Here is a 23,553-nt window from a genome sequence, read left to right as displayed (position 1 = left end):
CAGACAAGGGCGGTTACGCCCAGCAGGTAACAGATGTCACGACGTTTTGTAGTGAGAGCCGTCGGTCCGGCACGGCCGGGGCAGACAGCGGCGCTGGCAACGGCGTTGGCGGTGGCGCGGGTCCGGTTGCTGGATCTGAACCAGCGGGTATCGATGGGAGAGGTGAGCCTCGACGCGCTGGTCGAGACCGATGGCGACATCGATCTCGGGACACTGCTGCCCAGCGCGGGTGACAGCTGCGGCCTGGACTGCCGCGTCGAGCCGATCGCACCCGCAGTGGAGGAGACCTGGCAGGCGGAGGCCTGCTCGCCTCAGTGGAAGCTGACGTTGATCGGCGAGTCGCTGAGCGCCGAGATCGCAGCTGAGGTGGGGGCATTGACGGCCGCCCAGGGGCTGACGATCGAGCGTATCGAACGGCTGTCGGCGGGTGCGGACCTCGAACCTGCACAGACGCCGCCAAATGGGATTTGCCTGGCCTGGTCGCTGCGTGGCGAGCCCGTCGATAGCGAGTCGTTTCATGAAAGCGCGCTGGCGCTCGCCGAGCGGTTCGGCGTCGATATCGCACTGCAGCCGGTCACGCTCTGGAGTGGTCATCGCCGCCTGATCTGCTTCGATATGGACTCGACGCTGATTCAGGCAGAGGTGATCGACGAGTTGGCGCGGCGCCATGGCGTCTTCGATGAGGTGGCTGCAGTCACCGAGCGCGCCATGCGAGGTGAGCTCGATTTTCAGCAGAGCTTCCGCGAGCGCATGCGAAAACTCGAAGGGCTCGACGAGTCGGTGCTTGCCGAGGTGGCGGCATCGTTGCCATTGATGCCGGGTGTCGAGCGACTCATGCGCCATCTCAAGCAGCTGGGCTATCGCACCGCGATTCTCTCCGGCGGCTTTACCTACTTTGCGCACTATCTCCAGGCGAGGCTGGGCTTCGACGAGGTGCATGCCAATACCCTGGTGATTCGCCATGGCAAGGTGACCGGCGAGGTGGAGGAGCCCATCGTCGACGCCGAGCGCAAGGCGCTGCTGCTCGGCGAGATCGCTGAGCGTTGCGGTATCGATCGCGAGCAGACGGTGGCGGTGGGCGACGGTGCCAACGATCTCAAGATGCTCGCCAGCGCCGGCATGGGCGTTGCGTTTCATGCCAAGCCGCTGGTCAGACGTCAGGCGCGTCAGGCGGTATCGAACGCCGGGCTGGATGGGCTGCTCTATCTGCTCGGTTACACGGAACGGGAACTCGACGCTCTCAACTAGAACGTGGCGGGGCGGAAATCAACTTTCCGCCCGGACCGCCGATAATTCATCGATTTTTTCCGTTCTTGCTGCTGTCATCGGAGCCTCCCATGTCTGAAACCGCCTCGACCGATATCGTCAACGCCAAGGCCAAGTGGGAGTGGCTCGAGCCGCTGTATTTGAAGGGGGGAGTCAGTCTCGCCTTTGAGCCCGGCGATGACGAGTCCTGGCCCGTGCTGCTCGACGAAGTCACGCCTGATGAGTCGATGGTGGTCGATGTCACTGCCATCCCGGCGCTGGCTGCCAAGCTTCAGCGGGGGGATACCTTCCACCTCTTCGGCCACGTCAACGGCGCGCTGGTGCGCACCGGGCCGCTCGTCGCCGACGCGACGCTCGAGTCGAACGAGCGCCTTCGCTACCGCTGTGGGTATCCGGAATTCCTGAGCACCGTTCACCGGCGCAATACCTATCGCGCCGAGATTCGTCACGAGATGGGGGTCACGGCCACGCTGCTGCTGACCGGTCAGCCGACGCTGGACGTAGAGCTTCGCAATCTCTCCCTCGGGGGCTGCCTGTTGGCGGTGCGCCTGAGCGATGCGCTGGCACTCAAACAGGATCAGCGCATCGAGTGCCTCACGCTCCACTTTCCCAGTGGCCAGCGCCTCGAGGTCAACGGCTACGTGAGGCATGTGCGCAACGACGCCGATTGGACACTGGGGCTCGTCGGCTGCGAATTCGACACGCTCGACCTCAACGAGGAGCGCAAGCTGTGGTACTGCGTCAAGGAGATCGAGCGCGAAGGGGCTCGCAGCGCGTTGACCTCGGATAAGGCGTTGGCACCGTCGACGCTCTTTCGTTCGCCGGACGGGCGCCGCCCTAAACCGGCGCCCGTGATGCGCGAGTCGACGGTAGGGGTTCCCTCGGGTAATGCCACGGCACGTCGATTGAAGCACATCGCCGACTATCTCAACGCCCAGCAGTTGCAGCTGCAGAACGGTGGCGAAATCGCCGCTTCGCTGTTGTCTCGCCAGGCCGACAGTCTGGTGGCACTGGGCGAACAGGGGCGTGAGTCGCTGCTCTACGCGATGGGTTATCTCAGCGGCGAGACGCGACTCACCCAGCACTCGCTGGCGGTGGCGATTCATGCGACTGACCTGGCGCGTTGGCAGGGCCATCCTCGCGAGACGCTCAAGGCGATCGCGGCCAGTGCGCTCGTTCACGATCTCGGCAAGAGTTGGCTGCCGCCGAGCCTGCTCGAGAGTCAGATACCGCTGGACGAGGACCAGCGCGATCAGTTGGGGCGTCAGGTCGCGGCGTTGATCGAGCGGCTGCAGCCGTGTCGCTGGCTCGACCCGACTATCGCGGTAACGGTCATCATGCAGGTCAATGAGCGCCTCGACGGTAGCGGCTATCCGCTTGGCGTGAGCGCCGATCAGCTGGATGAGCTGGGACGGATGATGGCGGTGGTCGACGTCATCGATGCGCTGACGCGCCCGCGGGCCGATCGCGCTGCGTGGACGCGGGTCGAAGCCTACCGCTACCTGCTCGCCTCGCCGGCCGCATTCGATAACGCCTGGGTGCAGCGCTATATCAAGCGCTTTGGCACCACGCCGGTGGGATCACTCGTGAAGTACTCGAGCGGCGCGCTCGCCTGGGTCCAGCGCCTCGACGAGCAGGGCAAGCCTCTTCAGGTTCATCTGGTGCTCAACGACCGCAGCCCGGAGCGACGCCTGGACCAGATTCTCGTGGCGCCGGACATCGGTCAGCTCGGTCGGCTCGAGGGGGCCGTGGCGCCGGAAAGCTTCGGGCTGTCGCTCGCTTGAGAGCGCCCCGACGCCAAGGCCTGTACCGCTAGCCGCCCCCTTCAGGGCGCCACTGGCTAGCGCGCCCCACGCCGCGCTTCTCGCGGCGTGAGCCCAAAGGCGCGGCGAAACGCCGTGGCAAAATTGGTCGCATCGGCGTAGCCGGCGAGTTCGGCGGCGGTGTCGACACTCACTCCCCGCTCATGAAGTGCCTGACGCGCGGCCTCCAGTCGCCTGCGGCGCAGGTGACGCTGAAGCGACATGCCGTAGCAGTGCTGGCTCAAGCGTTGCAGCGTGCTCGTACTCATCCCCAGGTGGGCGGCGATGGCGCCGAGTGAAGCGCTATCGGCCTCGCCGCTATCGATGAACGTCTGCAGCCGCTGCTGCTGGCGCGACATCCCCGGTCCCGTCTCCCCGTAAGTGTCGAACAGCGTCGCCAGGCCCTGGTTCGCCATCGATAACGCCACGGCATCGCGCTGTAGATTGGCCAACCGCGACGTCTCGCCGTCCCTCATCGGTGATGCCAGCAGGGCGCGGGCGGCTCCATCGAGGGCGGTATCCGGCTGCCAGCGGCGGATCATGAGGTGCGGTAGCGCCTCCTGCAGCGGCGCTGTCTCCGCTGATTGGTCAAGCCACGCCGAAGAGAGCGTCAGCGTCAGACTCGACTCTCTCGTGCCGGCCTCGGCACGACGTTCGAAGGCCACGGGGTGGCGCAGATTGACCAGCAGCGCCGTCGAGCCGCCAGGGCACAGTGGCAGGGGCTGCCCGTCGAAGCGTACCTCCGTGGTGCCCGCCATGAAGACAATCAGCTTGAGTCCCGGGGCGACTTCGGCGCGGTTGCGCATGCCGATTCGATTGCGGATCGCCGCCTGGCGTAGCGTCATGCCGGCTTCGATACCGTCCACGCAGAAACGTCCCTCCACCAGTGCGCGCTGACTCGTGGCCTCGACATGGTAGCCGCGGCCGACGATCGCGGCGTGACGGGCGAGCGCCGTCACGCCAAGGGTTGAGCCGGTGCCACCGGTTGGCTCGGGTGACGCCGGTAGGGCGAGAGGCATTGATGACATCAGGTTGAACGTCCCGCAAAGCGATTGGCGTGTTTCGCACAGGTCGGGCCTGTGGGGATCTGGAATAATGCGCGTCGACAATCACTAGTGCAACTCATTCGCATTAAGAATGCCGGCCTGAGAGCCGCGCCGCCAAGGGGACGTCATGACCTTTACACATTGCCGCTTTCGCCATCGAGTGCCGTCGGCGCTGCTTCGTTATTCCCTGCCACTGGCCATCGGTCTGGCCGCACCCTGGGTGGCCGCTCAGGCGCAGGAGTCGGCGCCAGGCGATGACGCGTCACTCGAGACGCTGACCGTCACCGGCAATCGGCTTTACGAGATGCTGCCGTCCGAGACCACGGGGGGGTACTCGGTAGAGGCGGCCACGGTTGGCACCAAGACGCCGGCGTCGCTGCGTGACATTCCCCAGTCGATCAGCGTGGTCACCCGCGAGGCGATCGAGGACCGGAACCTGCTCACACTCGACGAGCTGGGACGCCGCACGCCCGGCATGCGAGTGCTCAGCAATGACAACGGTCGATCGTCGATCTATGCCCGCGGTTACGAATACGACGAGGCGAACATCGATGGCCTGCCGGCGCCGATGACCAGCATCAATGGCTCGGTGCCGTCGCTGGCGGCGTTCGATCGGGTCGAGATCATGCGCGGGCCATCGGGACTGTTCAACAGCACCAGCGAAATGGGCGGTATCGTCAATCTGGTGCGAAAGCGCCCGACCTACGACTTTCAGGGCCATGCCCAGGCAAGCGTCGGCACCCAGGGGCAGCAGCGCGTCCTGACCGATCTGTCCGGTCCGATCGACGCTCAGGGGCGAGTACGCGGTCGCCTGGTCATCGACAACACCGAGCACGCCGAACGGGTCGATCGCAACGACAATGAGCAGAACGACTTTTACGCGGCGCTGGATATCGATCTCGACGACGCCACCACGCTGGGGCTGGGCTTCCTGCGCAATACCAAGGACATCGTGGTCAACAACGGGCAGCCAGTGGACGCCAACGGTGACCTGCTCTATAGCCGGCGTACGGCCTTCTACGGCGCGGACTGGAACGACTTTCAGAGCCAGTCGAATGACTGGATCGCCGAGCTGAACCATCGCTTTGACGGCGGCGGCTATGGCCGGCTGGCGGCGCGCTACTCCAATCGAAATGCCAGCTACAACTATGCATTCGGTGGCAGCGCGCTCGACGACAGCGAGACGCTGGCCGTGGCGGGCACGGCGAGTCGCGTCGACCAGACGTCGCTCGCCCTGGATGCAAGCTACAGTCAGCCCTTCGCCGCCTGGGGCAATGTCAGTGAGTTCGTGGTGGGAACGGACTACAAGCGTTACGACACCGACGTGGCGTCGGGGCGCTCTCGCGACCTCGCGAGGAGACGGGTGACGCTCGACGAGCTCAACGACCTGGCCTACGTCGACATTCTGGGTGCGGCCCGTGCCACCGGCCGCGGTTTCAGCGATACCCGCACGCGACTCGAGGAGACCGGGCTCTACTCCAAGCTGACATTCCGCCCGGTCGCGTCGCTTGCGCTGATCACCGGCGGACGTTTCAGCCATTTCAACGTTGGCCTCGAAGATCGTGTGGCGGCGGATCATCAGTCGAGAAGCGATGATGAGTTCACCCCCTATGCTGGGCTCGTGCTCGATCTCGATACGCATCACTCGCTCTACGCCAGTTACTCGCAGGTGTTCAAGCCGCAGACCGAGTATGACGAAAACGGAGACCTGCTCGACGCTCGCGAGGGCGACCAGTACGAAGTGGGGGTGAAAGGAAGTTACTTCGGTGGCGATCTCAATGCCCGACTCAGCGGATTCCGCCTGTACGACGAAAACCGTGCGGCAACCCCGAGTGATACCGGCGCAAGCTATCAGGTTGCCGTGGGCAAGATGCGAATCCAAGGGGCGGAACTGGAAGTGACGGGCAGCATCACCGATCAGTGGGACGTTATCGCCGGCTACACTTACCTCGATACCGAAGTGCAGCAGGCGTCGACATCCCGGGACGACGGTATATTCCTGCTGATGCCCAAGAATACACTCAACCTCTGGACGCAGTATGCCTTCGCCGGCGCGCTCGACGGCTTTCATCTCGGCGGCGGAGTCACCGCGCTCAGCGACTTCGACTCCTCCAGTGGTGTCCAGGCACCCGGCTACGCCGTGGTGGATGCAATGATCGGCTACGACTTCTCTGCGCACTTGAGCGGTCAGATCAATGTCAATAACGTGTTCGACCGCGACTATTACAACCGCGTGGGCGGGGTGAACACCTTCAATATGGCCGGTGCGCCGGCCAACGCGGTCGCTTCTCTACGCTATGACTTCTAACCCACGTCGTCTGTTACGCACGCTGGGACTCGGCTGCCTGCTAGGGGCGGCCGTTTCATTTTGCGGCGTCGATGCCGCCGACTCGCGAAAGGAGACGCACGCCGTGACCCTACCCGACACCGCCGAATGGACGATGCCCGCGGCGAGTGGCGCGCGTGACTATCTGGTTCAGGTCTCGGTGCCGGATGCGCCGCCCCCCCCGGGCGGTTATCCGGTCCTCTATGTGCTGGATGGCAATGCGCGCTTTCCGCTGGCGGTGACCGGGCGTGACGCCTTGACGCTGCGCGGACCGTTCGACGGCACGGCGCCGTGGCTGATCGTCGGCGTGGGCTATCCGCAGACCCGGCGCTTCGACGGTGACGCGCGAAGCGAGGACTACACGCCGGCGCTGCCCGGCGGGGCGACAACGGACGCCCGCGGTCGACCCATCGGCGGGGCGCGTGCCTTTCTCGACTTTCTCACTCGACGTCTCATACCGGAAATCGAGCATCGGTACGACGTCGATGACCGGCGCCGGGCGCTGCTCGGCCACTCCTACGGCGGTCTTTTCGCCCTCTACGCGGCACTGACCGAGCCTGCTCGCTTCAGTGACATCATCGCCATCAGCCCTTCGCTCTGGTGGGGCGATGGTGAGCTCTATCGCCTGGCGGCGCCTGCCGGCGGTGACGCCACGAACGTTCGCGTACTGCTCGGGGTCGGCGGTCTCGAGCGCGCCCGGCGTCCTGCGTTTGCCGAGGTCGCGGGTGACGACGACACGCCGCGGATGTGCGACAACGTCGTCTGCTTCGCGGACTGGCTCGACGAGCACCGTCCGGGCTGGCAGATCGAACACCGTACCTTCGCGCAAGCGGATCACGGCAGCGTGATGTGGCCGGCCATGCAGGCGGTCTGGGCGTTTCTCGATCCTCCCGAGGAGCGAGATTCGCCCCGCCGACGCGGGCGGCAGACTCCGGCAGGGCCTCAGGATACCGACCTCCGTCAGGACGGCGACGAGCAACAAAAAGGTACAGTGACCGGGCGGTGACATTGGCGGGTTTGGACCACACTGGGATTGTACGCAGCGACCCAGGAGGCATTCATGATCTCACCGCGATCTCATCCGGCATCGGGCTTCATGCCCCCTCACGTGCTGGAACGGGTGGCGACCCACGGCAGCGTTCGGTTGAAGCGCTGTGCTCAGGCGACGCTTCGGGTGGACGCCGAATTTCGTGCCCGCAGTGCCGTGGCGCCCGCGGCGCGACCGGCCGACAGCGCGCGTCGCGGCGCGCCGGCGCGATACATCTACAGCGCCGGCAATGAGCAGACACTGCCCGGAGAGCTCGTGCGCCGTGAAGGCAAGTCCGAAAGTGGCGACGCCGCCATCGACGAGGCTTACCACTGGCTGGGCGCGACCTACCGGTTCTTCTGGGAACGCTTCGAGCGTCACTCGATCGACGACGACGGGATGGCGTTGCTCGGTACGGTGCACTACGGGGACGGTTACGACAATGCGTTCTGGAATGGCGCCCAGATGGTATTCGGCGACGGTGACGGGGAGCTGTTCAACCGATTTACCGCCTCGCTCGATGTCGTGGCCCACGAGCTGACCCACGGTGTCATCGAGCGTGAGGCGGGCCTCATCTATGCCGATCAGTCCGGCGCACTGAACGAATCCCTTGCCGATGTCTTCGGCATTCTGGTCAAGCAGTATCACCTCGAGCAGCGCGTTGACGAGTCGGATTGGCTGATCGGTGCGAGCCTGCTCACCGATCGTGTCAACGGTCGTGCGTTACGCTCCATGGCCAATCCCGGGACGGCCTACGACGACCCGGTGCTGGGCCGCGACCCCCAACCGGGACACATGGATCAGTTCGTGAGCACCTCGTCGGACAATGGCGGCGTTCACATCAATTCCGGCATCCCCAATCGCGCCTTTTATCTCGCTGCCGTGACGCTCGGCGGTGCGGCCTGGGAGGTCGCCGGGCCGATCTGGTATGACGCTCTGACTGATCCCCGGCTAACACGGGAGGCGGACTTCGTCGCCTTTGCCGAGCTGACACTTCTCTGCGCGGCGCGTCGTTATGGGGAGTCAGGGCGGGAAGTCGAGGCGGTGCGTCAGGCATGGATTGGCGTTGGCGTGCTCACGTGAGTGGTCATGAGTCGCCGCGCCTGGAGATGCAGGCCGTGCTGGCACTGGTGCGAGAGGGCGGTTTTGCCGCCATGCCCGGACTCGAGCGGCCTCGGCGTATCGTCTGCGCCGAGCTGAGCGAGGGACAGTGGCAGCGTCTTCAGGCGCTGCTCGACGAGATCGAGCGTCGCCATGCCGAGGCGTCGAGTGGCGCCGATCGACGGCGGTTCCGGTTGACCCTGGAGCTACCCGATCGGGGCACCAGCTGGCAGTGCGAGCTCGACGAGGCCACGACACCGACCGTCATCGTCGGCCTGTGGAAGCGCGGGGTGGAAGCGCTCGACGAATGACGCCGGCGTGCGCTTGAGTTTCGATGCGGTTTTCTCAATCTTTGCGCGTTTTTTTCGACGTTGGTGGAACTCTCACGTCAGAAGTGACTCTCAATAGGTAGCCCAGGACGGGCACACAGCGTAGGCCGGGCCCATCTTTGGGTTCGGCTTTTTTTTGTTCGATGGTTTTTGTTTGACGGCTGACCTTTTCCGCTGAGGGCATGGATGCCGTCAGCGGGCTAGACACGAGGTCTGCCTCGGTGTCTGGCTTTTCGCGAGAGGCTCACGCTGGAGAGTGCCCGCCGTTGCCCCAATACTTCAGGGAAACATCAGCGGAGGGCGGTCATGAAAGCCAGGCGCCGCAAGGGTTGCATGCATTCCCGGTTGAGCACGCTGGCCGCCGCGCTGGGTCTGGCCGGTCTGGTGTCGGTGCTGATCTTTGCGCTCGGCGGACTGCTTCCGGATGACCGAACACCCCAGGTCTCGGCGGAAGAGACGCTACGAAAGGCTTACGAGAGTCAGCGCAGTGACTTCTGGGTCGAGGCACAAGGGGAGATCGTTGCCGTGCTTGCGGACGACCGGCGTGGCAGCCGCCATCAACGCATGATCCTGCGCCTCGCATCGGGGCAGACGCTGCTGGTCGCGCACAATATCGATATCGCACCCCGGCTCGAAGGCATCGAGGCAGGCGACGCTTTGCGGGTGCGCGGGGCGTATGTCTGGAATGCCAAAGGCGGCATTCTGCACTGGACCCACCGAGATCCCGATGGGCGCCAGCCGGGCGGCTGGCTCGAATGGCGAGGCAGGCGCTACCGCTGATGGGGTAGCGGCTGGGCTCAGCGGGCGTAGGCGCGTCGCTTGGGGTGGCGCGCGGCCGCGGGCTGGGGCGTGAGTGGCCGGAGCCGGCGGGAAAACCAGGCCATGCCCAGGGCATCTCGCGCGGTGATCAGCGCTTCGAGGGGCAGTCGGTAGAGGGCACGTGCCGGTCTTTGGATGCCGGGCCGCGGATTGGCGGCATGGCATTCCATGAGCCAGCCACGGCGAGCCACCAGCAGCGGGAGGTAGCGCTTGAGACCGGTCATGTCGGGCATCAGGGCGAGTGCGTCTCGGCGCACTAGGTCCATGCCGTGATGATGGCTGCTGCCGGACCGACCCAGTGAGGCGACCCAGTGCGTCGCTCGGTCACGATAGCCGATGGGTGCCATCGCCTTGCCGTGAACCAGCGTCAGTCCATGATGCCGCGCCTGGCACAGCATCTCGGGCAGGTCATGCGGATCGTCACGCCCGCTGGCGTCCAGCGTCGCCACCCACTCATTGGCAGCGACTTCACCCGCGCGCAGGAGGGCCGCATCCTCGCCGATCGGCAGGCTTTGGCGCAGCACGCGAACGCGAGAATCCGACTCGGCCAGCCGCGCTAGGCTCTCGGCGGTGAGCGAGGCGGTGGCATCATCCACGACGATGAACTCCAGGCTCCGGGCGTGACGAAGGGCGCGTGACGCCTCTTCGACGACGCTCTGAACGCGGTGGGTCGCATCGGTCACGGTGATCAGAATCGATAGCGAAGGTAGTGCCAGCATGATGAAATCCTTTGATTTCCGCACGGTAGGGGCTTCTTACGGCGCTTCCACGTGTCACTATGGCAGCGTTTCCTTAACCGCGACTTAGCGGCTTTCCGAAGCGACTGCGAGGGTAACGGCGAGCGCGCCACGGCAGCGACGTCTCGCTGACGGTTACGACAGTACCGCGCGCCGACATGTTCATTCTGCGTCTCATCGATGACGCTGGCATGTCAGCGTGACGTCTCGGCCGGTGGGCGTCGGATCGGCACGGCAGCGCGGGTGAAGTACCGCCGCCGCGTTTTTCGAGAAAGGCGGCCCACGTCCGAACGCCGCTTTCTCGATCCCGAGCTCGCAGACAAGGAGCGCGTTCTTGAGAAATTCCGCCTGGGCTTTAACGTCACCGATGACGGCGTATCGACAAGAGGAGCGACCATGAGGGTAATGCTGGTGGAAGACGACCCGCTGCTCGGCGAGGGCATTGTCCACGTACTGCGCCGCGAGCAGATGACGCCCGAATGGCTGAGCGAGGGGAAGGGCGTGGTCGAGGCGGTGGGGAAGTCCACCTTCGACGCGCTGATACTCGACCTGGGGTTGCCGGACATCGATGGGCTGGAGGTGCTCAAGCAGCTCCGTGACGCGCAGTGCCACGTCCCGGTGCTCATCCTCACCGCGCGAGACGACATCAACCATCGCATTCGTGGACTCGACGAGGGCGCGGACGACTATCTGGTCAAGCCGTTCGACAACGGCGAACTGCTCGCCCGGCTGCGGGCGCTGGTCCGCCGCAGCGCCGGCAGGTCCTCGCCGGTGGTGAGCTGCGGGCGACTCACGCTCGACCCCGCCGCACACGAGATTCGCTTCGACCAGGAGGTGGTGGCGCTCGGCCGACGCGAGCATGATCTGCTGGCCTATCTGATGACGCACCCGGGTCAGGTTTTCAGTCGCGATCAGCTGGTTGAAGTCCTCTATGGCTGGAGTGCCGAGGTGGAGAGCAACGTCGTTGAGGTGCACGTCCACCATCTGCGTCGCAAGTTCGGCAGCGGTGTGGTGGCCACGGTGCGCAATGTGGGGTATCGCCTGGGTGCCACCGATTGATCTCTATTCGCCGCTATCTGCGCCGTGTCCTGCTGCTCTCGGTCACCTCGATCACCGCGATCGCGGCCCTGTGGAGCTATCACGACACCCGCGATCAGATTGACGAGCTGTTCGATGCCGAACTGGCGCAGACCGCTCGTACCGTGGTTGCGCTCTATTTCGAGTACCGCGGGGAAGCCGACCGGGCGCTGTCGAAACGCGGGCCGAGTTTGCAGCTAGCGCCGACCATCATCCCTGACAGCCTGACCGACGCGCCGACCCGGGTCGGCCACCCCTACGAGAAGAAGCTGGCGTTTCAGATATGGGATGCTCAGGGCCGGGCGCTGCTGGGGATGCAGCTGCCCGGCGTGCTGGATTCGCTCACCGCCGAGCAAGGCTACACCCATCTTAGCGATGGCGAGCATGACTGGCGGGTCTTCACGCTCTTCGACAAGGATCGCAAGGTGTGGGTCAGCGCCGCCCAGCGCGACGACGTGCGCGATGAGCTCACTTGGCAGATTGCCATTCGGGATCTCATCCCGCCGGTTGTCGGGGTGCTGCTCATCGCCGTGCTGATTCCGTTCATCATCGCCCGCGGGTTCTCCTCGCAGCTGCGCATCAGCCGTCAGATCACCGAGCGGCAGCCGACCTTCCTGGAGCCGATTGATGCCAGCCGCGCACCGGAGGAGATTCGCGGCATGGTCACTGCGCTCAACGGGCTATTCGCGCGTCTGGCGCAGACCCTGGACAAGGAGCGACGTTTCACGGCGGATGCGGCCCATGAGCTGAGAACGCCGCTGGCGGGCATCAAGGTCCACGCCCAGAATCTGATGGAGGAGACCGCGACCGACAGCTCCCACCGTGCTGTCAGGGCGATTATCAACGGTGTCGACCGCATGACACGGGTGGTGGAGCAGCTGTTGACGCTGTCGCGCCTCGAGAGTGGGCAGACCGTGACGCGCCAGAACGTCGATCTCAATCGACTCGGCCAGGAGCTGGCGCGTGAAATGCAGCCGCTCGTGCTCCAGCGAGCGCTTCACTTCGAGCAGGCGTTGCCGCCAGGGCTGCGCATCCACAGCTACGAAAACGCGCTCTACGTGCTGCTGCGAAATCTGCTGGATAACGCAGTGCGCTACACGCCGGCTGGCGGCGAGGTGAGACTGGCGATGGCGCGCCAGGGGCAGCGGCTGCACATCGAAGTTGCCGACAGCGGGCCCGGCATTGCCGACGACGATCAGGCGCGCGTTTTCGATCGATTCGTACGGCTCGCCGGTCAGGGGACCAGCGGTTCAGGCCTGGGGCTTGCCATCGTCAAGGCGCTGGTCGAACGGTTGGACGGCGAGATCTCGCTGGCGCCAACCTCTCTCGAGGCGCCCTCGGGCCTGAGCGTCCACGTCTATTTACCGCTCGCCTGAGCGGGTGCCCCAGCGTGCCGGGTGCCGAGCCCGGACGCTATAGCGGGGTCTTGTTGGGCTCGCCTGGGATCTCGCGCACCAGCCGCGGTACCAGAAATCCCGGCGCCCGCGCCCGCAGCGCCGCCACCAGGTCCCGCGCTTCATCATCGCCGACATCGAAGTGTGATGCGCCGCGTACCGGATCGAGCACGTGGAGGTAGTAGGGCAGCACGCCGGCGTCGAAGAGCTGTTCGGAGAGCGCCTCTAGGGTCGCGACGTCGTCGTTGACCCCCCGCAGTAGCACGCTCTGGTTGAGCAGCGTGACGCCGGCGTCGCGCAGGCGCTGACAGGCGCCGATCACGGCGTCGTCGATCTCCTGGGCGTGATTGATGTGGAGTACCATGACCCGTTGCAGCCGAGTCTCGCCGAGCCAGCCGAGCAGTGCGTCGTCGACCCGCGCCGGGATGACCACCGGCAGCCGCGTGTGAATGCGCAGGCGCTTGAGGTGTGGGATCTCCGATAGCCGTTCGACCAGCGCGGCGAGGCGACGATCGGACGAGGCGAGGGGATCGCCGCCGGAGAGAATCACTTCCCGGATCGAGTCGTCACCGCGCAGATAGTCCAGCGTGGTCTCCCACTCACGCATCGACGGCGCGTTGTCGTCGTAAGGGAAGTGCCGGCGGAAACAGTAGCGGCAGTTGATCGCGCAGGCGGGGCTTGCGATCAGCAGGACGCGGCCGGCGTACTTGTGAATCAGACCGGGCTTCGGGGTGTGATCGCGCTCGGCCAGCGGGTCGTCGACGAAGCCGGTGGCCGTTTCGGTTTCCGAGGCCACCGGTAATACCTGTCGCAGCAACGGGTCGCCGGGGTCCCGCGGCCGGATCCGCGCCAGGTAAGCTTCGGGGACCCGGGTGGCGAACAGCGCGTGGCCGGCTTCGGCGCCGGGCAGCCAGCCGGGGTCGAGGTCGAGCCGGCGGCAGAGTTCCAGCGGGTCGGTGATCGCCGCACTCAGCTGACGCTGCCACGAGGCCGCGACGGGCGCCGCGTCTACGTCATGCACGTCTGCGTCATGCACGGCGATCGGGGTTCGGGTTATCATGCGGACCACTCGGAGTCTGAGCGCACGCCATCGGCGTGACGCCTTTTGCGAAAGTTTTCGTCGCGACAGGATCGCGAGCGTTCATTAGTGAGGAAACATGGCGAACCATTCTACCAACGAATTCAAGGGCGGCCTGAAGGTCATGCTGGACGGTGACCCTTGCAACATTCTCGAGAACGAATACGTCAAACCGGGCAAGGGCCAGGCGTTCAACCGGGTCAAGCTGCGTAACCTGATCACCGGCCGCGTCTGGGAACGGACCTTCAAGTCTGGCGAGTCCCTCGAGGGCGCCGACGTGCTCGAGCTCGACATGGAGTACGTCTACACCGACGGCGACATGTGGCACTTCATGAAGACCGACGGCTCCTTCGAGCAGTACGCGGTCGACAAGAAGGCGATCGCCGACGTCGAGAAGTGGCTGAAAGAGCAGGCGGTCTACACCGTGACGCTCTGGAACGACAATGCCATTGCCGTTACGCCGCCGAACTTCCTCGAACTCGAGGTGACCGAGACCGATCCCGGCCTCAAGGGTGACACCGCCCAGGGCGGCTCCAAGCCCGCCACGCTCTCTTCGGGTGCCGTGGTGCGCGTACCGCTGTTCATCAATCAGGGTGAAATCCTGAAGATCGACACGCGTAACGGCGAATACGTTTCCCGCGCCTGACGTCGCGAGACATCCGTTGCCGCCGAGGCGGAGTCACTGGCCACGCAATTGCGTGGCCTTTGTCGTCACGGCCTGGAGAACGGTGCCGCGCCGGGGTGATGCGACAAGGAGCTGAGCATGGGCAGACTGAGCGGGCGCCGCGCGCTGATCACCGGCGGAGCCAGTGGCATCGGGTTGGCCACGGCCGAGCGATTCCTCACTGAGGGGGCCAGCGTGGCCCTGCTGGACCTCAATCGCGACGCCCTCTCGCGTGCGGTTGCAAGGCTCGAGCCGGCGCCCGGTACGACGGTCATCGGCATCGCGGCCGATGTCGCCGAACCGGGGGAGGTCGAACGCGGCGTTACCGATGTTCTCGCCGCGCTCGACGGCATCGATATTCTAATCAATGCCGCCGGCGTCAACGTCTTTGCCGATCCGCTCGCCACCGATGACGCGCTCTGGCGTCGCTGTCTGGCGATCAATCTCGAGGGTGCCTGGCACTGCATCCGCGCCGTGCTGCCCGGCATGCTGGAGCGAGAGTACGGCAATGTGGTCAACGTCGCCTCGGTTCACGGCCACAAGATCATTCCCGGGGCCTTTCCCTATCCGGTCGCCAAGCACGGCTTGATCGGACTGACCCGTTCGCTGGGGATCGAATATGCGGCGCGCGGGCTCCGGGTCAACTCGGTCTCGCCGGGATTGATCCGCACCCCGCCGGCTCAGGCCTGGCTGGACGGCCTGAGCGAAGAGGCGCGGCGCGAGCAGTTGGAACTGCTGCCCTGTCAGCGCTTGGGCGAGCCCGAGGAGGTCGCCAATACCGTGCTCTTTCTCTCAAGCGATGAAGCCCGTTTCATCAACGCCACCGATATCCTGATCGATGGCGGCCGCAGCCAGGTTTATCACTCATGACCCGGATGGACACCTTCGACGACTGGGGCCCGAGCGCCACCGTCGAGACGCTGCGAGGGCGCGCCCGACGCATCGCGGTGATTCGCGCCTTTTTCGCCGCCAGGGACGTGCTCGAGGTGGAAACGCCCACCCTCGGGCACGGTGGCTCCACCGATGCCCATCTCGACTCGCTGTCGTTGCTCGCGACGACGTCGGCGGGCCGCGAGCGGCTCTGGCTGCAGACCTCCCCGGAGTTCGCCATGAAACGGCTGCTGGCGGCGGGGATCGGGTCGATCTTTCAGCTTGCGCGCAGCTTTCGTGATGGCGAAGTGGGCGCGCGTCACAACCTCGAGTTCACCATGCTCGAGTGGTACCGCCCGGGGCTGGCGCTGGATGCCCTGATCGACGAGTGCGATGCGCTGATCCGCGATGTGCTCGAGCGCGATCCCGGCCCGCTGACACGCCGTCGCTACCGCGATCTGTTTCGCGAGCGTCTCGCGGTCGACCCCTTTACCACGCCCCTCGAGACGCTTCGGCAACGGGCAGAGCGCCACGGCGAGCTGCCCATGCAGGATGCCGATCGTGAGACGTGTCTGGATCTGCTGATGAGCCTGGTCATCGAGCCCGAGCTCGGGCGCCACGGTGTCGAGGCGATCGTCGACTATCCGGCTGCGCAGGCCGCGCTCGCTCGGCGACGAATCGACCCTGAAGACGGGGTCGAGGTGGCGGCGCGCTTCGAGATCTATCTACAGGGACTGGAGCTCGCCAACGGCTACGACGAGCTGGTGGATGCCGACGAGCAGGCCGCGCGATTCGCGGCGGACAACCGCCAGCGCGAGGCAATGGGCAAGCCGATGGTCGATGTCGACTCGCGGCTCGTTGCTGCCCTGGAGGCCGGAATGCCGGCGGGCAGCGGTGTGGCGCTCGGCGTGGACCGGTTGATCCAGCTGGCGCTCGGCAAGGATACGGTCGCCGAGGTCATGGCCTTCTCGACGCCGCGCTGCTGAAGCCCACGGCACAGCGCTGATCGATCCGGCCAGCAGCGCTCGGGTGCTGCAGCGGAGTGATGGCGCGGACCGCTCAGCCGTCGATCTTGCCGCGCAGGCGTTTTTTCTGACCGTGCTTGGTCTTCTGGTCGGCGCGTTTACGCTTGGCGTTGCGGGAGGGCTTGGTCTCGCGCCGCGGCTTGTCACCGTAGAGTATCGGCTTGATCAGCTCCTTCAGTCTGACCAGCGCCGCCTCGCGGTTGAGCTCCTGAGTGCGATGTTCCTGGGACTTGATCACGACGACGCCGTCGCGGGTGATGCGCCGGTCTTTCAGTGCGAGCAACTTCTCCTTGAAGCCCGGATGCAGGCTCGAGGCGCGGATATCGAAGCGCAGGTGAATGGCCGAGGAGACCTTGTTGACGTTCTGGCCACCGGCGCCCTGGGCGCGCACGGCCTGCAGCTCTATCTCATTGTCAGGAATGGCGACGTTGCGGGAGATCTCGAGCGTCATATCAGTGCCTTGCAGAAGATAAGAGGGGAACCTGACGCGATGTCAGGCCGCACCGGGCAGCCTGCCCAGCGATTGACCCATGCGAACCGGGGTGCCGCTGGGGTCGAAATCCGAGAAGGCGGTGTCGCGACCCAGGCACATCACCACGGTGGAGCCGAGCTTGAAACGCCCCATTTCCTGGCCCTTTTCGATCACGACCGGCTCGTCGAAGCGGGTCGTCTGGACCTGACCGCTCAAGGGTGTGATCTGGCCGGCCCAGACCGTCTCGATGGCGGCCACTATCATCGCGCCGACCAGCACCATCGCCAGCGGCCCGTGCTCGGTATCGAAGAGACAGACGAGTCGCTCGTTGCGGGCGAACAGGCCCGGTACGTGACTCGCTGTCGCCTGATTGACCGAGAAGAGGCGTCCGGGCACGTAGACCATCTCTCGGAGCGTGCCGGTCATCGGCATGTGGACGCGATGGTAGTCCTTGGGCGAGAGATAGACCGTGGCGAAACTGCCGTTGCGGAACGGCGTGGCGCGCTCGTAATCGCCGCCGAGCAGTGTCTCCAGCGAGTAGTACTGGCCCTTCGCCTGAATCAGCGTGTCGCCCTCGATGCGCCCGAAGCGCGACAGCGTACCGTCGGCAGGCGAGAGCAGTCCGCTGCCGAGCGGACGTGCCCCGGGTTTGAGGGCGCGTGTGAAGAAGTCGTTGAAGCAGGCATAGGCTGCCGGGTCCGGCTGCTGGGCCTCGCTCATGTCGACGCCGTAGGTGTCGATGAAACGCCGGATGAAGGTGTCCTTGACCCAGGGCTGGCGGCTCTCGGCGACCTGGCCTACCAGCCGCGAGATGGCGTGGTGCGGCAGCGGATACTGAATGTTGGCGAAGAGTTCCTGACGATCCACGGTAGTGATGACCTCGGCGGTTGATGGGGCAGGCTTGAAGGCCGGGACGTGCGGGGCGACATCAAGAGGGCGGACACGGTAGAGCGACGCCGGCGTCCGCGCAATAGACGTCGTGTCAGCCTGGGCGCGGCGAGCGGCTCACCGCTCGACCGGTGTGTCGTCGCGATTGCCCCACTCCTGCCATGACCCCGGGTAGGCGCGTACGTTGTCGTAGCCGAGCGCCCTGGCGGCAAGCCAGGTCAGTCCGCTGCGGTGGTGGCTCTGGCAGTGAGTGACAATCTCCTTGTCCGGGGTCAATCCGCGAATCTCGAGATCGTGGATCAGCTCGGCATAGTCGCGCAGGCGCAGGTCACGCTCGTGGTCCATGACATCGAGCCAGTCGAAATTCACCGCCCCGGGCAGATGGCCGAGCTTGCGGTTATTGCCCTTCTCGCCGCGGTACTCCGCCGGCGAGCGGGCATCCCAGATGGCGAGTTCGCGCTCGTTCAGACGTTCCAGCAGCTCCTCTCGGCGGATCTGTACTTCCGGGTTGAGGTAGGCCGCGTCGTAGCTGCCGGGCGTGGGATGCGTCTCATCGGTGGCGATGCGATGGCCGTCGGCGCGCCAGGCGTGAATACCGCCGTTGAGATAGGAGTAGCGCTGGTGGCCGATCAGCTCCAGGGTCCACAGCAGGCGGCCGGCCCAGCCGCCGCCTTCATCGTCGTAGGCGACGACGTGGGTTTCCGCCGACAGCCCCAGTTCGGAAAAGAGGGCGCTGAGTGCTTCTTCCGTGGGCACGTCATTGGGCACCTCACCGCTACCCGCGAGCAGGCGGCGGTGATCGAGGAAGACCGCCCCGGGCACGTGGCCTTCCCGGTAGCTTTCGGCCTTGAGCGGCACATCGATGATCAATAGATCATCGGCACCGAGGTGCTCGGCCAGCGTCGTCGGGTCGAGTATCAAGGGTAGTCGGGGCTGCTCGGAGCTCATGGGGCCTCCCGTTGCCGTGGGAAAAGGGGCGCGCGGTCACTGCGCGTGGATATCTCGATGATGGCACAGTCGCACCGCAACGTAATAGACGAGGCGGCAAGCGGCGAGAGAAGCCGTGTGATGAGCCGCGGCCGAGCTGCCGGCGACAGAGTGATCCGGTATACTGCGCGCCCTCGAGGGGCGTCTCTCAAGCCTGTCCCAATGATAATTAATGAATCGCCAGGAGACTGCTGCGTGATCGACAACTATTTCTCACTGCGCTCGAAAGGGAGCACCGTCAAAACCGAGGTGCTGGCGGGTGTGGCTACCTTCCTCGCCGCGATGTACATCATCGTGGTCAACCCGGCGATTCTTTCCGGGGCAGGGGTGCCCTTCGCCGGTGCGCTGACCGCGACGGTGATCATCAGCTTCTTCGGCAGCGTGATGATGGGGCTCTATGCGCGTAACCCGGTACTCGTCGCACCGGGCATGGGGATCAACGCGCTGTTCGCCTACACCATGGTGTTGGGGGCCGGCATTCCCTGGCAGACCGCGCTGGGGTGCGTGTTCTGGTCCGGGGTGCTGTTCGCGATACTCGCCGCGTTCAACGTGCGCCGCTACGTCGTCGATGCCATTCCCGCCACGCTGCGTCACGCCATCGCCTGCGGCATTGGGCTGTTCATCACCGTTATCGGACTGGTCAACGCGGGACTTCTGGTCTCCAACCCCGCGACGGTGGTCGGTCTTGGCGAGATGTCGCCGACGCTGATCACGTTCCTGATCGGTCTTGGCATCACCGCGGTGCTGGTGGCTCGAGGCATTCAGGGAGCGTTGATCATCGGTATCGTTCTTACGACGCTGATGGCGATTCCCATCGGCCGACTCTGGGGTGACGGCAGCGCCTGGTCCCCGGATGGCGCGACGGCGACACTGGTCAACTTCCAGGGCATCTTTGCGTGGCCGGATTTCGGCGCCATGGGTCAGGTCGATTTCCTCGGCGCGCTGGCGATTGGCTACTGGCCGTTCATCTTCGTGATCCTGTTCACCACCTTCTTCGATGCCATGTCGACCTTCATCGGTGTTTGTCAGGCGGGCAATCTGCTCGACGAAAACGGCGAGCCGCAGAACATTCGTCGCTCGATGATGGTGGATGCCGCCTCGGCGCTGATCTCGGCGCCGCTGGGTACCAGTCCGGCCAACGCCTACGTCGAGTCCGCCGCTGGGATCAGTCAGGGCGGCCGCACGGGCCTGGTGGCCGTGGTCGCGGGACTGCTGTTCCTGCCGTTCCTGTTTCTGTCGCCGCTGCTGGCACTGGTGCCAACCATCGCCACGGCGCCGGCGCTGATCATGGTCGGTGTCTTCATGCTCTCGCCGATCCGCACCATCGACTGGCAGAAGTACGACGATGCCATCCCCGCTTTCGTGGCAATGATCCTGATCCCGCTCACCTACTCGATCACGCATGGCGTGGTGTTCGGCTTTCTCACCTACGTGGTGGTCAAGGTGGGCGTGGGCAAATCCCACGAGGTGCGTCCGGCGATGTGGGTGCTGTTCGCGCTGTCGATCCTGATGCTTTTCGAGGGCTGAGCCCGGCGGCCGGCGCGTGTCGACTTCTCGCGTGACGCCCGCCGACCTCGAGTGAGCGCCACCTTGTCGTCATCATAAAAAAGCCGCCGCGTTTCGACGCGGCGGCTTTTTGGTGGATGGGGAACGCCCCAGCCAAGTGACTTGGCGCTAACCGCTGGCGACGTCATCGCGGATGCGCTGAAAACTCGCGAATCGTTGCGGATGAATCGCGCCTCGCTCGACGGCGTCGAGCAGGGCACAGCCGGGTTCGGCTCGGTGGCGGCAGTCACGGAAGCGGCACGCATCGAGAAACGGCCGGAACTCGATGAAGCCCTCGGCAATCTGCTGCTCGTCGAGATGCCACAGGCCGAACTCGCGGATGCCGGGGGAGTCGATCAGATCGCCCTCGCGGACAGCGCCGGCCTCGCCATCCCTGGGCAGCGGGTAGAGCCTGGCCGTCGTGGTCGTGTGCTTGCCCTTGCGGGACTCCTCCGACAGCGCGCCGATGCGCAGCGTCTCCTCGGGTAGCAGACGGTCGATCAACGACGATTTGCCGACGCCGCTCTGGCCGACGAAAACGGAGGTGCGCCCGTCAAGCTGTTCGTGGAGCGCGCCGAGGCCATGATCGACCCGGGCGGACGCCTCGATGACCGTATAGCCGAGCGCGGCATAGCGGGACAATAGCTCGCGCGCGTCGCCACCCTGATCGGGGAGCAGATCGCTCTTGTTGAGTACCAGCACCGGGGCGATACCGGTATTCTCGGCGGCGACCAGATAACGGTCGATCAGATTGCCGTAGGGCGCCGGTTCGCTGGCAACGACGATCAGGATCTGGTCGATGTTCGCCGCCACCGGCCGCATCTGGGCACGGGCATCGGGGCGTTCCAGCACGCTGGACCGTTCGCCGCGGGCGACCACCACGCCGGTGGCGTCGGCCGCTTCGCGCCAGACGACGCGGTCGCCGGTGACGAGACCTTCCAGGTTGGCGCGCAGATGGCAGCGGTGGCGGGTCAGGGCGCCCTCGGCGTCGCGAGCCTCCACTTCCAGGCTGCGGCCGAAGTGCGCCGCCACCCGGCCCGGGCGTTCGGCGCCATGCGCGCCTGCCTCGAGGGCGGCATCGTCACGTTCGGCGCGGCGGTTGGCACGTTCGGCGCGTTCGGCCTGGACCTTCTCCACGCGCCAGCGCTGTTGGCGTGTCAGCTTGCGTCGGCTCATGGTGACGGTGACTCCTCGGGTCGTGGCCGGGGGCTCGGCGGGTGAGTAGAATGGCGCGCATTGTAGCCATCCCCGACCGCCGTGTCCGCTCGCACCGAGCGCTTTCACGGCTGACACGACCTGGAGCGACGCATGTCCGCCACCGCGAATACCGATGCCACGCCTCGCCACGACCTGCTGGTCTGGATCGATCTCGAGATGACGGGTCTCGATCCGGATCGCGAACGCATCATCGAAGTCGCCACGCTGATTACCGACGGCGACCTCAATCTGGTTGCCGAAGGGCCGGTGCTGGCCGTGCATCAGCCCGACACGCTGCTCGATGGCATGGATGACTGGAATCGCAAGACCCATGGTGACTCCGGTCTGATCGAGCGCGTTCAGGGCAGCGAGATCGAGACTGCCGAGGCGGAACGGCGCACGCTAGAATTCCTCGCCGCCTACGTCGTGCCGGGTACCTCGCCGGTCTGCGGTAACAGCGTGCATCAGGATCGACGCTTTCTGGAGCGCGAAATGCCGGCGCTCAACGACTTCTTCCACTACCGCAACGTCGACGTCTCCACGCTCAAGGAGCTGGCGAAGCGTTGGAATCCCAAGGCTCTGGAGGGGTTCTCCAAGCGCAACACCCACCAGGCGCTCGACGACATTCGGGAATCGCTGGCCGAGCTTGCACACTACCGCAAGACGTTCCTCCGACTGCCCTGAGCCGCTGCCCGCGAGCGCCGAGTGCGTCTCCCACGCTGGGGCACGGCTAGCCAGTGGCGATGCGGGCGTTGCGCTTGAGCTGCTGTTCGTCGAGCGCCCAGCGGACGTGTTCGCGAACCAGATCCGACGGGTAGGCGAGCCGGGCGCGCAGGGCGGCGACTACCCGCTCGCTGTAGGGCGCATTACCCAGGCCCACGGCCAGGTTGCGCAGCCAGCGCTCGTAGCCGATGCGTCGAATGGGGCTGCCCTCGGTGCGCTTCAAAAACTCGGTTTCACTCCAGGCGAAGAGATCGATCAGCTCGGCGCGGTCGAGGTCGTGGCGCGGGGCGAAGTCCGGCTCGTCGCTCGCCCGGGTGAAGCGAGTGAACGGGCAGAAGAGCTGGCAGTCGTCGCAGCCATAGACTCGGTTGCCCATGGGGCGACGGAACTCGAGCGGAATCGAGCCGTGCAGCTCGATGGTAAGATAGGAGATACAGCGCCGGGCATCGATGACCTTGTCATCGACGATGGCGTCAGTCGGGCAGGCAGTCTGGCAGCTCGAACAGGAGCCACAGTGCTCTCGGGTGAAGGGCTCATCGATCGGTAGCGGCAGGTCGGTATAGAGCTCACCGAGAAAGAACAGCGAGCCGGCCTTCGGGTCGAGCAGCATGGCGTTCTTGCCGAACCAGCCGATGCCCGCCTTCTGTGCCAGCGCCCGCTCCATGACCGGTGCCGAATCGACGAAGGCGCGATAGCCGAAGGGCCCCACCGCCTGTTCGATGCGCTTGGCCAGCTGGTCGAGGCGCTTGCGGATCAGCTTGTGGTAGTCGCGGCCCAGCGCATAGCGTGAAACGTAGGCCTTGTCCGGCTGTCCAAGCACGCGCGTGGTCTCGACCTCCGGCGGCAGATAATCCATGCGCGCGCTGATGACGCGAAGCGTGCCCGGCACCAGCTCCGCCGGTCGCGTTCGCTTGGTGCCGTGCTTCTCCATGTAGCGCATTTCACCGTGATGGCCCGCCGCGAGCCAGCGCTCGAGATAGCGCTCATGGCTTTCAAGGTCGGTGTCGGTAATGCCGATCGCCTGAAAGCCGAGCTCGCGTCCCCACAGCTTGACCTGTGACGCGAGGTCATCCAGCTGGGCGGCGTCGAGGGGCGAGGCGTCGTGGTCGAGGGTGTCATCACTCGCCTGGGCCGTCGGCGTGTTGGCGTCGAATCGCGTGGTCATACCGGAAAGAAGATC

22 protein-coding genes are annotated in these 23,553 nt (G+C 65.4%); 14 read left to right on the top strand and 8 right to left on the bottom strand.

Features of this window, described 5'->3' with window-relative positions:
- The first annotated feature begins 33 nt into the window (after positions 1-33).
- Together serB and DOM41_RS17025 are read left to right on the top strand one after the other, a co-directional pair.
- Positions 34-1,248, top strand: coding sequence for a phosphoserine phosphatase SerB (gene serB, locus DOM41_RS17030; protein ID WP_110688028.1), 1,215 nt, complete (start codon positions 34-36; stop codon positions 1,246-1,248).
- An 89-nt stretch (positions 1,249-1,337) separates the two neighbouring features.
- Complete coding sequence (locus DOM41_RS17025) at positions 1,338-3,050, top strand: HD domain-containing phosphohydrolase (RefSeq protein WP_110688027.1); 1,713 nt, start codon at positions 1,338-1,340, stop codon at positions 3,048-3,050.
- Between the two features lie 56 nt (positions 3,051-3,106).
- Here the strand turns inward: DOM41_RS17025 and DOM41_RS17020 are convergent, their stop codons facing one another.
- Positions 3,107-4,096 (bottom strand): helix-turn-helix domain-containing protein, encoded by a 990-nt coding sequence (locus tag DOM41_RS17020; RefSeq protein WP_110688026.1) that lies wholly within the window; start codon positions 4,094-4,096, stop codon positions 3,107-3,109.
- Between the two features lie 145 nt (positions 4,097-4,241).
- On the opposite strand from DOM41_RS17020, the gene DOM41_RS17015 reads away from it, so the two are divergent.
- From DOM41_RS17015 to DOM41_RS16995, 5 genes are all read left to right on the top strand, one after another.
- Complete coding sequence (locus DOM41_RS17015; RefSeq protein ID WP_110688025.1) at positions 4,242-6,422, top strand: TonB-dependent siderophore receptor; 2,181 nt, start codon at positions 4,242-4,244, stop codon at positions 6,420-6,422.
- 103 nt (positions 6,423-6,525) lie between these two features.
- On the top strand, positions 6,526-7,446 hold the full coding sequence (locus tag DOM41_RS17010; protein ID WP_157956969.1) for an alpha/beta hydrolase: 921 nt from the start codon (positions 6,526-6,528) through the stop codon (positions 7,444-7,446).
- A 54-nt stretch (positions 7,447-7,500) separates the two neighbouring features.
- Positions 7,501-8,550 (top strand): M4 family metallopeptidase, encoded by a 1,050-nt coding sequence (locus tag DOM41_RS17005; protein WP_110688023.1) that lies wholly within the window; start codon positions 7,501-7,503, stop codon positions 8,548-8,550.
- Entirely contained in the window at positions 8,547-8,879 is a 333-nt protein-coding gene (locus tag DOM41_RS17000) for a protealysin inhibitor emfourin (protein ID WP_157956968.1), read from the top strand. Before DOM41_RS17005 ends, DOM41_RS17000 begins: the two co-directional genes overlap by 4 nt.
- A 324-nt stretch (positions 8,880-9,203) precedes the next feature.
- On the top strand, positions 9,204-9,677 hold the full coding sequence (locus DOM41_RS16995) for a DUF3465 domain-containing protein (RefSeq protein ID WP_245391894.1): 474 nt from the start codon (positions 9,204-9,206) through the stop codon (positions 9,675-9,677).
- 17 nt (positions 9,678-9,694) lie between these two features.
- Here DOM41_RS16995 and DOM41_RS16990 read toward each other — a convergent pair whose 3' ends face one another.
- Positions 9,695-10,435 (bottom strand): glycosyltransferase, encoded by a 741-nt coding sequence (locus DOM41_RS16990; RefSeq protein ID WP_110688020.1) that lies wholly within the window; start codon positions 10,433-10,435, stop codon positions 9,695-9,697.
- Positions 10,436-10,849: 414 nt separating this feature from the next.
- On the opposite strand from DOM41_RS16990, the gene DOM41_RS16985 reads away from it, so the two are divergent.
- Both DOM41_RS16985 and DOM41_RS16980 read left to right on the top strand, forming a co-directional pair.
- Positions 10,850-11,512, top strand: a complete 663-nt coding sequence (locus DOM41_RS16985; RefSeq protein WP_110688019.1) for a response regulator transcription factor — start codon at positions 10,850-10,852, stop codon at positions 11,510-11,512.
- On the top strand, positions 11,509-12,906 hold the full coding sequence (locus DOM41_RS16980) for an ATP-binding protein (RefSeq protein WP_110688018.1): 1,398 nt from the start codon (positions 11,509-11,511) through the stop codon (positions 12,904-12,906). The genes DOM41_RS16985 and DOM41_RS16980 overlap by 4 nt, the downstream gene beginning before the upstream one ends.
- 37 nt (positions 12,907-12,943) lie before the next feature.
- Here the strand turns inward: DOM41_RS16980 and epmB are convergent, their stop codons facing one another.
- Entirely contained in the window at positions 12,944-13,984 is a 1,041-nt protein-coding gene (gene epmB, locus DOM41_RS16975) for an EF-P beta-lysylation protein EpmB (protein ID WP_110688017.1), read from the bottom strand.
- A gap of 97 nt (positions 13,985-14,081) precedes the next feature.
- Here epmB and efp point away from each other — a divergent pair, with 97 nt between their 5' ends.
- The 3 genes from efp to epmA all read left to right on the top strand — a co-directional run bounded on the left by efp (position 14,082) and on the right by epmA (position 16,522).
- Positions 14,082-14,648, top strand: a complete 567-nt coding sequence (gene efp / locus DOM41_RS16970) for an elongation factor P (protein WP_110688016.1) — start codon at positions 14,082-14,084, stop codon at positions 14,646-14,648.
- Between the two features lie 117 nt (positions 14,649-14,765).
- Positions 14,766-15,536, top strand: coding sequence for an SDR family oxidoreductase (locus tag DOM41_RS16965; protein ID WP_110688015.1), 771 nt, complete (start codon positions 14,766-14,768; stop codon positions 15,534-15,536).
- The gene (gene epmA / locus DOM41_RS16960) at positions 15,533-16,522 is read left to right on the top strand and encodes an EF-P lysine aminoacylase EpmA (RefSeq protein WP_425353275.1); all 990 of its coding nucleotides are present in this window, start codon (positions 15,533-15,535) and stop codon (positions 16,520-16,522) included. Before DOM41_RS16965 ends, epmA begins: the two co-directional genes overlap by 4 nt.
- Positions 16,523-16,595: 73 nt before the next feature.
- On the opposite strand, the gene arfB is transcribed toward epmA, so the two are convergent.
- From arfB to DOM41_RS16945, 3 genes are all read right to left on the bottom strand, one after another.
- Positions 16,596-17,012: an alternative ribosome rescue aminoacyl-tRNA hydrolase ArfB gene (gene arfB, locus DOM41_RS16955; RefSeq protein ID WP_110688013.1), complete on the bottom strand. Its 417-nt coding sequence runs from the start codon at positions 17,010-17,012 to the stop codon at positions 16,596-16,598.
- A gap of 42 nt (positions 17,013-17,054) precedes the next feature.
- Positions 17,055-17,900, bottom strand: a complete 846-nt coding sequence (gene asd, locus DOM41_RS16950; RefSeq protein WP_110688012.1) for an archaetidylserine decarboxylase — start codon at positions 17,898-17,900, stop codon at positions 17,055-17,057.
- 138 nt (positions 17,901-18,038) lie between these two features.
- Positions 18,039-18,869 carry a sulfurtransferase gene (locus DOM41_RS16945; protein ID WP_110688011.1) on the bottom strand — a complete coding sequence of 277 codons (831 nt, stop codon included), beginning with the start codon at positions 18,867-18,869 and terminating at the stop codon, positions 18,039-18,041.
- Positions 18,870-19,070: 201 nt separating this feature from the next.
- Between DOM41_RS16945 and DOM41_RS16940 the strand changes: the two genes are divergently transcribed.
- Positions 19,071-20,435, top strand: coding sequence for an NCS2 family permease (locus DOM41_RS16940; RefSeq protein WP_110688010.1), 1,365 nt, complete (start codon positions 19,071-19,073; stop codon positions 20,433-20,435).
- A 147-nt stretch (positions 20,436-20,582) separates the two neighbouring features.
- Here the strand turns inward: DOM41_RS16940 and rsgA are convergent, their stop codons facing one another.
- A complete protein-coding gene (gene rsgA, locus DOM41_RS16935) occupies positions 20,583-21,629 on the bottom strand; it encodes a small ribosomal subunit biogenesis GTPase RsgA (RefSeq protein WP_110688009.1) in 1,047 nt (348 codons plus the stop codon).
- A gap of 132 nt (positions 21,630-21,761) precedes the next feature.
- Between rsgA and orn the strand changes: the two genes are divergently transcribed.
- Positions 21,762-22,334, top strand: a complete 573-nt coding sequence (gene orn, locus DOM41_RS16930; RefSeq protein ID WP_110688008.1) for an oligoribonuclease — start codon at positions 21,762-21,764, stop codon at positions 22,332-22,334.
- A 46-nt stretch (positions 22,335-22,380) separates the two neighbouring features.
- On the opposite strand, the gene queG is transcribed toward orn, so the two are convergent.
- Entirely contained in the window at positions 22,381-23,538 is a 1,158-nt protein-coding gene (gene queG, locus DOM41_RS16925; protein WP_110688007.1) for a tRNA epoxyqueuosine(34) reductase QueG, read from the bottom strand.
- Between the last annotated feature and the right edge of the window lie 15 nt (positions 23,539-23,553).

Source organism: Salinicola aestuarinus (assembly GCF_003206645.1).
GTDB classification, from domain to species: domain Bacteria; phylum Pseudomonadota; class Gammaproteobacteria; order Pseudomonadales; family Halomonadaceae; genus Salinicola; species Salinicola aestuarinus.
The sequence above is the reverse complement of the archived record's forward strand: the minus strand, read 5'-3'. Positions and strand labels throughout refer to the sequence as shown.